Origin of the sequence: Streptomyces sp. 8L (assembly GCF_020176795.1) — a bacterium.
Taxonomy (GTDB): domain Bacteria; phylum Actinomycetota; class Actinomycetes; order Streptomycetales; family Streptomycetaceae; genus Streptomyces.
Genome location: NZ_JAIUKE010000491.1, coordinates 1 through 8,502, shown reverse-complemented (window position 1 = coordinate 8,502; position 8,502 = coordinate 1). Strand labels below are relative to the sequence as shown.

Annotated in this window: 7 protein-coding genes; 4 read left to right on the top strand and 3 right to left on the bottom strand. The window is 70.4% G+C overall.

Translation table 11 applies throughout. The annotated features are described in order from the left end of the window. Together LCE31_RS41380 and LCE31_RS32150 are read left to right on the top strand one after the other, a co-directional pair. A partial coding sequence (locus tag LCE31_RS41380; protein ID WP_441349428.1) for a DUF6980 family protein occupies positions 1-110 on the top strand: 110 nt, incomplete at its 5' end. Between the two features lie 96 nt (positions 111-206). Continuing rightward, a complete protein-coding gene (locus tag LCE31_RS32150) occupies positions 207-872 on the top strand; it encodes a hypothetical protein (RefSeq protein WP_308042337.1) in 666 nt (221 codons plus the stop codon). Positions 873-1,245: 373 nt separating this feature from the next. Here LCE31_RS32150 and LCE31_RS32145 read toward each other — a convergent pair whose 3' ends face one another. From LCE31_RS32145 to LCE31_RS32135, 3 genes are read right to left on the bottom strand one after another with little or no spacing between them, the layout of a single operon-like run. Next, positions 1,246-1,755 (bottom strand): nucleoside deaminase, encoded by a 510-nt coding sequence (locus LCE31_RS32145; RefSeq protein ID WP_225020679.1) that lies wholly within the window; start codon positions 1,753-1,755, stop codon positions 1,246-1,248. A gap of 15 nt (positions 1,756-1,770) precedes the next feature. After that, positions 1,771-2,304, bottom strand: a complete 534-nt coding sequence (locus LCE31_RS32140; RefSeq protein WP_225020677.1) for a hypothetical protein — start codon at positions 2,302-2,304, stop codon at positions 1,771-1,773. Continuing rightward, entirely contained in the window at positions 2,301-4,043 is a 1,743-nt protein-coding gene (locus tag LCE31_RS32135; RefSeq protein WP_225020675.1) for a hypothetical protein, read from the bottom strand. Before LCE31_RS32135 ends, LCE31_RS32140 begins: the two co-directional genes overlap by 4 nt. 253 nt (positions 4,044-4,296) lie before the next feature. On the opposite strand from LCE31_RS32135, the gene LCE31_RS32130 reads away from it, so the two are divergent. Further along, a complete protein-coding gene (locus LCE31_RS32130; protein ID WP_225020673.1) occupies positions 4,297-4,449 on the top strand; it encodes a hypothetical protein in 153 nt (50 codons plus the stop codon). A gap of 581 nt (positions 4,450-5,030) precedes the next feature. After that, the gene (locus tag LCE31_RS32125) at positions 5,031-8,381 is read left to right on the top strand and encodes an NHL domain-containing protein (protein ID WP_225020671.1); all 3,351 of its coding nucleotides are present in this window, start codon (positions 5,031-5,033) and stop codon (positions 8,379-8,381) included. Positions 8,382-8,502 lie beyond the last annotated feature (121 nt).

Below are 8,502 nucleotides of genomic sequence, written 5' to 3'. Positions count from 1 at the left end.
GGGACCGATGGTTCGACGAACTGGAACGCCGCGGGATCGATCCGTGGGAGGACGAAGTCCCAGCCGAGTTCCAGGACGACCGTTGGCTCGCCGCCCCGTTGCGGGACTGACGAACCAACAGCCTCTCAAGCCACTTCCGATACACGCCCTAGGCCCTGATCCTCCGGGAGAACAGGGGCAGAGTCGATGAGGTCACGTGGTCGAAGGTGCAGGCCCTGCCCACGACGATCGCCGAGACCCAGGCTTACGCGCTTCGCCAACTCGACGGTGCGGCCGGGAAGATGGAGCGCAACAAAAAATTCGGCGATCTCGTCGGCACCGCAGGGGAAGTCGAGTCCACGGTTCGGGAGTGGCTCGCTGTTCTGGCTCGCTGCTTCCAACTGCAGGACGCGATGGCCGTACTCGAACTCGACCGGGTGCTTGACTCGTCTCCGGAGGAGCTGCACGGCCATCGCCTCGGGCTGAAGGCCGCCCGGCGCGAACGTCTGGAGCACATCGCACGGGCCACCGAGCGCCTGACAGCCAGGATGGACGCGGCTGTCGGCATGGCCAACTCGAAGGTGCTGCTGCATCCGACCAAGTCCCCGGCGGTGGTCCAGTCGAGCAACCGTGTCGCGATCGCCGTACATGATTTCCACAGGCCGCTCGGGATCGAATCCGGCCGGCAGGCCGCGGACGCGAGACGCTGGGCGGAAGCGGCTTCAGAGGCGAGGGACAGAGCGCTTGAGGCGGGCGCAAAGGGCGTCGGCGCTGCACGAAGCCTCGGCAACGAAACCCTCGATCGGGCGGGTTCCGTGAAGGACAAACTCTCCAACCGGCTGGCTGAGCAAGCCCGTCGTCTGCGCCGGGGTGAGAGCGACGAGGAAAGCTGAGCGTGTGACCACCCGGCGCGGCTGACGGTCACAGGGCACGACGCGCACCACTTCGCGCTGCCCCGCTCGCTTCCAGTCGCGGCTGGCACGGCTCCTCACCGTGGCCGAGCCGCATGCCTGGGACGCGCCGTCCAGTCCCACGGAGCGCGCCGGCCCGTCATCGGTGAACCCGCCGCGAACGCCGCCCCGCACGGCCGCGACTTCGCCTCGGGCTCGCCCCTACCTCGGCCGGGCCGGCAGCTGACGCACCGAGACCTGCGGAGAGCGCCACCCGCAGCCGACCGACACCGCACGTAGACTCCGTCAGTGCTGTCCTGCCGAAGACTTCCGGGAACGCCGTAACGGATCTCGGCCGCCAAACAGGCGCTTCCGGCTACAGCTTGGGGACCACGGGCCCGGGCAGGCCGTCCGCCCACGCCTTCAGCACGGAGATCGCGTCCGCCTTGACCGCACCGCCGGCGCCTTCCTCCTGGAGCGAGCGATGGTCGCTCGGCAGGGTGAGCTCACGGTAGAGCTGAAGGTCTTCGAACCCGTACGTGGCCACGTCCCGGCTGCTGGCCCCGAAGACAAGCCTGGGAATGCGGGCCCAATAGCAAGCGACCAGGCACATCGGACATGGCTCGCTGCTGGCGTACATCACGCCGTCTTCGAACAGGTGCCGTCCCAATGCCTGCCCCGACGCGCGCAGAGCCATGACTTCCGCGTGCGCGGTCGGATCGCTCAGTCTGACGACGGAGCTGGTGCCTTCACCGACAACCGCTCCGTTGATCACGACAAGCGCCCCGAATGGGGTATTACCGCCGTCTTCGAGAGCTCGGCGGGAGATGTCGACCGCCTGCTGCAGGTACTTCAGATCCGTCTGGCTGGGTGACCCGTCCGGCATGGCTGCTGCTCCTTACTACAGGTAGAACGACGGGTCCGTGTCCGCGAGCGGGCCCTGGAGGTCTACGTACCCACTGAGTGGTGTCGTGCTCCTCGCCTGCGACAGCAGTTCCAGGACGGGGGCGGCGAGTTCCGGGCTCGTCCAGGCTCCATCCCGCCGCGTGGCCACGACGTCTTCGACGCCGACGTCGGTCTGTTCGCCGCCGACGATCAGCCGGTGGATTCGCAGTGCGGGGTGGTTGAGGAGCATGGCGCTGCAGCTGAGCCTGTACATCCATTCCGCGTGGGCGGCATTGAGCGCGGTGAGGTCACCGTCCAGGGCGCCTTGTGCGGTCGGAAGATTATGGAGAACGAGCCGGTCGACGCGCAGGTCGACGCGGCGGACACACAGGTTGAGCAGGAAGTCGTCCACTTCCTCGCGCAGGGCCAGCTGGCCGGGACGCAGCCAGTCCAAGGAGCACTGCACGACCAGGATGCGGTCGAAGCGGTTGGAGCGCTGGCGGGGCAGCGCGTCGCGCCAGGCAGTGGCGTCGAGGACGCCGGCGGTCATGCGGCACCTGCCGTGGACGCGGGGGTGGCCCACCGGATCAGGTCCAGGCGTTCGACGACTTCCTCCACAGGGTCGGCCGAGGGGAGTTGGTCGTCGCGCAGAGGCAGAGTGCGGGCGGCAAGCCGGCGGACCGCCGCGAGCACATCGTCCGGTAGGTGCTGGAGGAACAGGCGTAGCTGTCGGGCGTCGTCCCCCGGGCGTAACGGGGCCAGGCGGCAGGCGACGGCCAGAACACAGCCGGCGACCCTCTCACAGGGTTCGATCAGCGGGACGGGCACGGGGTAGCTGCACTCGCCCAGCAAGGCACTGCTGCGGGCCCACAGGGAGGTCGGGTGTTCGCCGCGGCCCAGAAGGCGCATGAGCGCGATACGAGCTTCCCTGGCGGTGGAGACGTAACGGTGGGAGGCGTAGGTACGGACGTAGGCCGCCAGCAGGCGACGGTCGGGGGTGAATTCGGGACGGACAAGTGCCGGTGGATGGGGCAGGGCGACGTTCCGCAGGGTCGTCAGGGCGCCGACCGACACCAGTGTCCAAGTGCGGTCGAACAAGTCGACGTTGACGAACGCAACCCTGGCGCGGTCCGCCTCCGGTGTGTCCACCCGAGCGTCCCCGGTGCCGAACAGTGCCGCGCGCAGCTCGGTGAGAATGGACGCACCGTCCCAGTAGTTGCCGCGGAACTTGGTGCCCGTGAGCAACTCGAAAACCGGATAGAAGGCGTTGGCCTGCGCCGATCCGTGGAACTCGACGAATTGCCTGACCCACGCGAGGACACCGAGCGGGCCGTCGATCGCCGTGCCCAACGCGGCCCCGGTGTCGGCGAACGGCGGGTCCGGGTCGAGAGTGAAGGTGATGCTGTCCCGAGCGTGCACACTGAAGGCCACCAGGTCGCGTGCGGCCGCGGGAGTGGTGACCTGACGTGTGGACATGGTCCACGCCGTAGCGGCCAGCCAGGCGAGATAGCGGCCGGAGTGCCCGGCCAGGGCCGCTGCCTCGTCCGGCGTGAGGACGCCGGAACGTCCCTGTTCGCGTGCGGCGTCGATTTGAGTCAGAAGCGAGTCGACGAGTAGCTGGCCACACGTGGCGGCGACAGTGCTGTCCAGACGGCCTGCCAAGGCGGCTTTGGCCAGACGGTGCAGCACCTCCAGGTGAAGACCTGCCCGTCCACGGGCCCCGGCGAACGCGACCGGTACCGCAGTGAGTTCCTCGACTCGGTCGCGCACGCCGTTGGCGTCATTCGCCGCCACCGCCGCATCCAGTTCGCGCAAGTAGGAACTCAGCAGGTCATCCGTGGCAATCCGTTTGTGCATCCCTGCGATCAGCCCATCCCCGTCCGCCAGACGCCTCTCCAGGGCCCGGCTCAGCAGGCGCTTGCGCCCGCCCGAGCTGGCCAGGCCGAACAGTCGCGCGAAGGAGAAGATCCCCAGCACGTCAGCCAGCAGGAACAGCACCGCTCCACAGGTGGAGAGCGCCTGCGCACCTGTCAGGAGGCCAACACCCAGCAGCATGGCTCCCAGCCAGCCGATCACCACCCAGACACGGAACGCGATATGAGCGTCGATCTCCTTCAATGACGGCCAGGCGCTCGAAGCCAAGAAGGACAACGCGAAGATCACTGCCTCACCGGTCAGAATCGTCGCAAAGAAGGCCACACTGACCTGTGTCGAGCCCATCACCCGGCTGTCGCCGGCCGGATTCAGGACCGACAGTGGAACCGTGCCCGCGACGGTCACCGCGGCCACCCAGATCCCTAACCTCTGCCGGCCGCCCCACCCGCGATCTGCTGCCATGAAGGGCACACCCCTCCCCCGTCCGCGATAATTCCGTCGCGCCATGCCTTCCAAACCCATCCTACGGAGGGTGATTGGCGCCTCTGGGTGACAACGTCTGTACCGGGGGCCGCCCAAGTCGCGTGAGTGGCCGAGGGCCTCGGCATCGGAGGCGGCGACGGCGGCGACGGCATCGGAGGCGGCGACCGCATCGACGGCCGGTGCCATGGCCGCGGCCTCGGCGGCGGCCGTCCTGGTCGTCACCGCGCGCGAGATCGGCCGACGCCACCGTATCGCCGTGCGGCCCTCCCTCAACGGCACGCTGTTCGGCGCGATGTGGGTCGGGCAGCCGGCGGCTGCCGGGCGGAGCATGGCGTAAGGCCCGACACGAGCCCATCTCTCTCTGATCTGCTCGTCTGCCGGCCGGATTTCCTCCGGCAGGCGGGAAATATCCTCGCCCTGCGTGTTCATATCATTCCGCACAGTGTTCATTGCGGCCTCTGAGCGAGTAAGCTCCGGCGGCGGGCGCGGCGGGGGGGGGCTGAGTGCGGGGGTGAGATGTGGAGGGGTGTTCGGGGTCGGCGCCGCGCGCCACGTGTCGAGTCGGCCCCTCCCGTGAGTGGCCGCCCCGGCGGTGACGTCGGCCCGTACGAGGGGGCAAGCGGGTCCGGTCGACTCGCGGGCATCGGCCGGGTGGTCCGTCCGGCGGTCCCGCAGGCGTTGTCGCGCTCGGGGTCGGGACGCTGCCGGGGGCCGGCCGTACACGGGTGCGTATGTCCTCCCGTCCGAGGCGCGACGCCGGGCGTTCTCTCAACTCACCGGCACACCCGGGAGATCGTTCGGGCGTTGTTCACCGAATCCGGGGATCGTGCGCCCGAGCCGGGCGGAACGAGATCGTCCCGGGCCGTTCATCGATGGGTGCGTTACACGCAGTTATTCGGAGGGTGAGGTCGAACGCTGATGATGAAGATGCGAAGACGCCGGTGGAACAGCCGCGTGGTGAGTGGTGCCGTCGCCCTCGGGCTCGCCATGGCCGGGGTGTCGTCCGGTGGGGCGTTCGCGGCGGACCCCGCCCCCTCGGTGACGGCGCCTCAGAGTTACGACCTCACCGGCGCGTCGTACTGTTCCTCGGGCACGGGTCTCGCGACCGCCGGGCTCGACACCAACCTGATCTCGAATGCGGGCGCCGAGTACACCACGGCCCGTGGCGAGATGCCGGGCGGCGCCGGGACGGCCGCCGGCAGTACGGTCCCCGATCCGGACGGTGTGCTGCTGCCTGACTGCTGGGCCGTCACGTCCTCGATCGCCGGCAGCGGCCCGGCCAACGAGATCGCGAGCGCGGTCACCGCCTCGTACCCCGGCAAGACCGGTTCGCGGAACTTCTACGGTGGTGCGAGCGCCAACGACAAGGCCGTCGCCGGGACCGTGACGACCGCGTCCCAGACGATCGACCTCGGCAAGCTAGGCGACATCGCGGGCAAGCACGTCGCGCTCAGTGCGAGCCTGGGCGGCTACGGCAACCAGAACGACGCCACCACCCTCAGCACGACCTGGGAGGACGCCGACGGCAACGCCGTCGGCGACGGCGACGGGCAGGACGCCGTCACCACGGTGGGCCCGGTGCTCGCGGCCGATCGCGGCGACTTCTCCAGCATGATCCCGCGACGCGGCTACGGGACCGTCCCCGCAGGCGCGGCCAAGGTGGTCGTCACCCTGACCTTCACCATGGGCGGCGCGGGCAACAACGACGCCAACGCCGACAACCTCAGCCTCGTCATCGGCGACAGCGCGGTCGCGCCGGCCGGCCAGACCGTCGACGAGGCCGGTGACTGCCCGCATCCCGCCGCCCTCGGCGCGGGCAAGAACCTGGTCTCCAACCCGGGCGCCGAGGACTACACGTCCGTCGCGTACCCGTACGGCAGCGGCGGCGGCGTCACGGACGCCGGGCAGGCGTCCGCCACGGTCACCGTGCCGGACTGCTGGACCGGCCACGACGACCTGCCCTCGCCCGACGCCGTCATGGAGTCGAAGGCCCAGAGCGGCCCGTACCCGGGCCTTGAGGGCTCCCGGCTCTTCTTCGGCGGCACCGACTCCAGCTCGACTCCCGCAGCCAACCCGGGCTTCGACCCGGCCCCGGGTTTCACCAACCAGGTCCAGGGCACCACGACCACGGCCACCCAGAGCATCGACGTCGGTTCCATGAACGCGGGCGGCCAGGGTTTCGAGCTGTCAGGCGAGCTCGGCGGCTACTCCACCCAGGGCGACTTCGCCCAGGTCGACGCCGTGTTCGAGGACGCGAGCGGCACCACCGTGGGGAGCGCGCGGATCGGGCCGATCACCGAGGCCCAGCGCGTCGCCGCCGCCGACTACCTCGCGGCGAAGGGCGGCAGCCCGGCCGACAGCGGCATGCTGCCCGCGCAGACCCTCGGCACCCTGCCCGCCGGTACGGCCAGGGTCGTCATCACCGTCTCCGCGACGGCCATCGCCACCGGCAACGACAGCAACGGCATGGCGGACGATCTCGGCTTCGTCATCGACCCCGGCTCGCCGCCCGGCGACGCGCAGAGCTACGACCTCACGACCGGCACCCACGGCACGAGCCCCAACTGTCCCGACCCGGTGGCCCCGTCCCTGGACCACAACCTGGTCTCCAACCCGGGCGCCGAGGAGTACACCTCGGACCTCTGGTTCGGCGCGCCCGGTGACGCCGCGGTGGACGTGCCGGACTGCTGGGTCAGCGCCTCCAGCCTGCCCGCCCCGCGCGCCGTGGCCGAGTCGTACGCCCAGTCGTCGGCGAGCTACCCGCCCGTACGGACGAGCAGCCGTGTCTTCTGGGGCGGCCACGACCCGGAGAACGCGATCGCGGGCGTCGCGACCACGGAGACCCAGCCGATCGACCTGAGTCCGCTCGGTGACGTCGCCGGCAAGTCGTTCAAACTCTCCGGCCTGCTGGGCGGTTACGCCACGCAGAACGACAACGCCGTCGTGACCGCCACCTTCCAGGACGCCGACGGCAAGACCCTCAACAGCGCGAGCATCGGCCCGGTCGTGGCCAACCAGCGTGGCGGGGTCTCCGGGCTCGCGCCGCAGGCGTGGTACGGCACCGTCCCCGCGGGCGCGGCCAAGGCGGTCCTGAAGATCACGCTCACCGCCGTGAACACCGGCGCGGACAACAACGCCGAGGCGGACGACCTCAGCCTCGTCATCGGCGACAGCACGAAACCGACCGGCCCGATCCTCCAGACCGTGCCCTATGACGCCTCAGCAGGCGGCGACATCAGCATCGACCCGACCACGGGCCTGCCGCTGCCGCCCGCCGGCGGCCTCTACCGCCCGGCCGGGGTCTCGGCGAGCAAGGGCGTCGTCTACGCCTCCAACACCGGTGACAACGTGCTCGCCGCGCTGGCCGACGGGCAGAGCACGGTGATCGCCGGATCGCTGGAGGCGGCGGGTGACAACGGTGACGGCGGTCCGGCCACCGCCGCGACGCTCTACCAGCCGGCCGGCACCGCCGTGGACGCCGCGGGCGACATCTTCATCGCCGACAGCGCCGACAACGTCATCCGCGAGATCGACGGCCGGGGAGTCATCCAGCGCGTCGCGGGCACCGGAAGCGCCGGCTCCGGCCTCACCGGGCAGGCGAAGCGGAAGGCCACCAGGACCGCGCTCAACCACCCCGAGGCGGTCGCGGTGGACACCAAGGGCAACCTCTACATCGCCGACACCTACAACAACCGCGTCGAGAAGGTCACGCCGAAGGGCAGGATCTCCGCCTTCGCGGGCAGCGGCAAGGCCGGGTACGCGGGCGACGGCGGTGCGGCCCGCAAGGCGAGGCTGACCTCGCCCGCGGGGGTGGCCGTCGACCAGCACGGCAACGTCTACATCGCCGACGCCTCCAACAGCGTCATCCGGAAGGTCGACGCACGGACCGGCGTGATCAGGACCGTGGCCGGCGACTACGCCAAGGACCAGGCCGAGAACGACGGCCGGGGCGGCTACTCCGGCGACGGCGGCCGCGCCACCAAGGCCCAGCTCAACGGCGCGCAGGGCGTCGCCGTCGACAGCGCGGGCGACCTCTTCGTCGCCGACACCCTCAACAACGCGATCCGCGAGGTCACGCCGGACGGCACGATCACCACCGTGGTCAACGCCGAGGCGCCGGCGGCCGGGGGCGAGACGAGCGGCCAGGCCCCCTCCGCCTCGCTCCTCAACACCCCGGGCGCCGTCGCGGTCGACCTCTCGACCGGTGTGCTGTACGTCGCCGACACCGCCAACAGCTCGATCGCCGAGGTCCTCGGCGTGACCGGCTGAGACGCCGGCCCGGTGCGGGGCTGGCCCGACGGCGGCCCGGTGCGGCGGCGGGGCGTTGTACGACGGGAGGTCGTGGACGGCGGGGAGCCATGGACGGCGGGAGGCGGTGGATGGTGGGCGG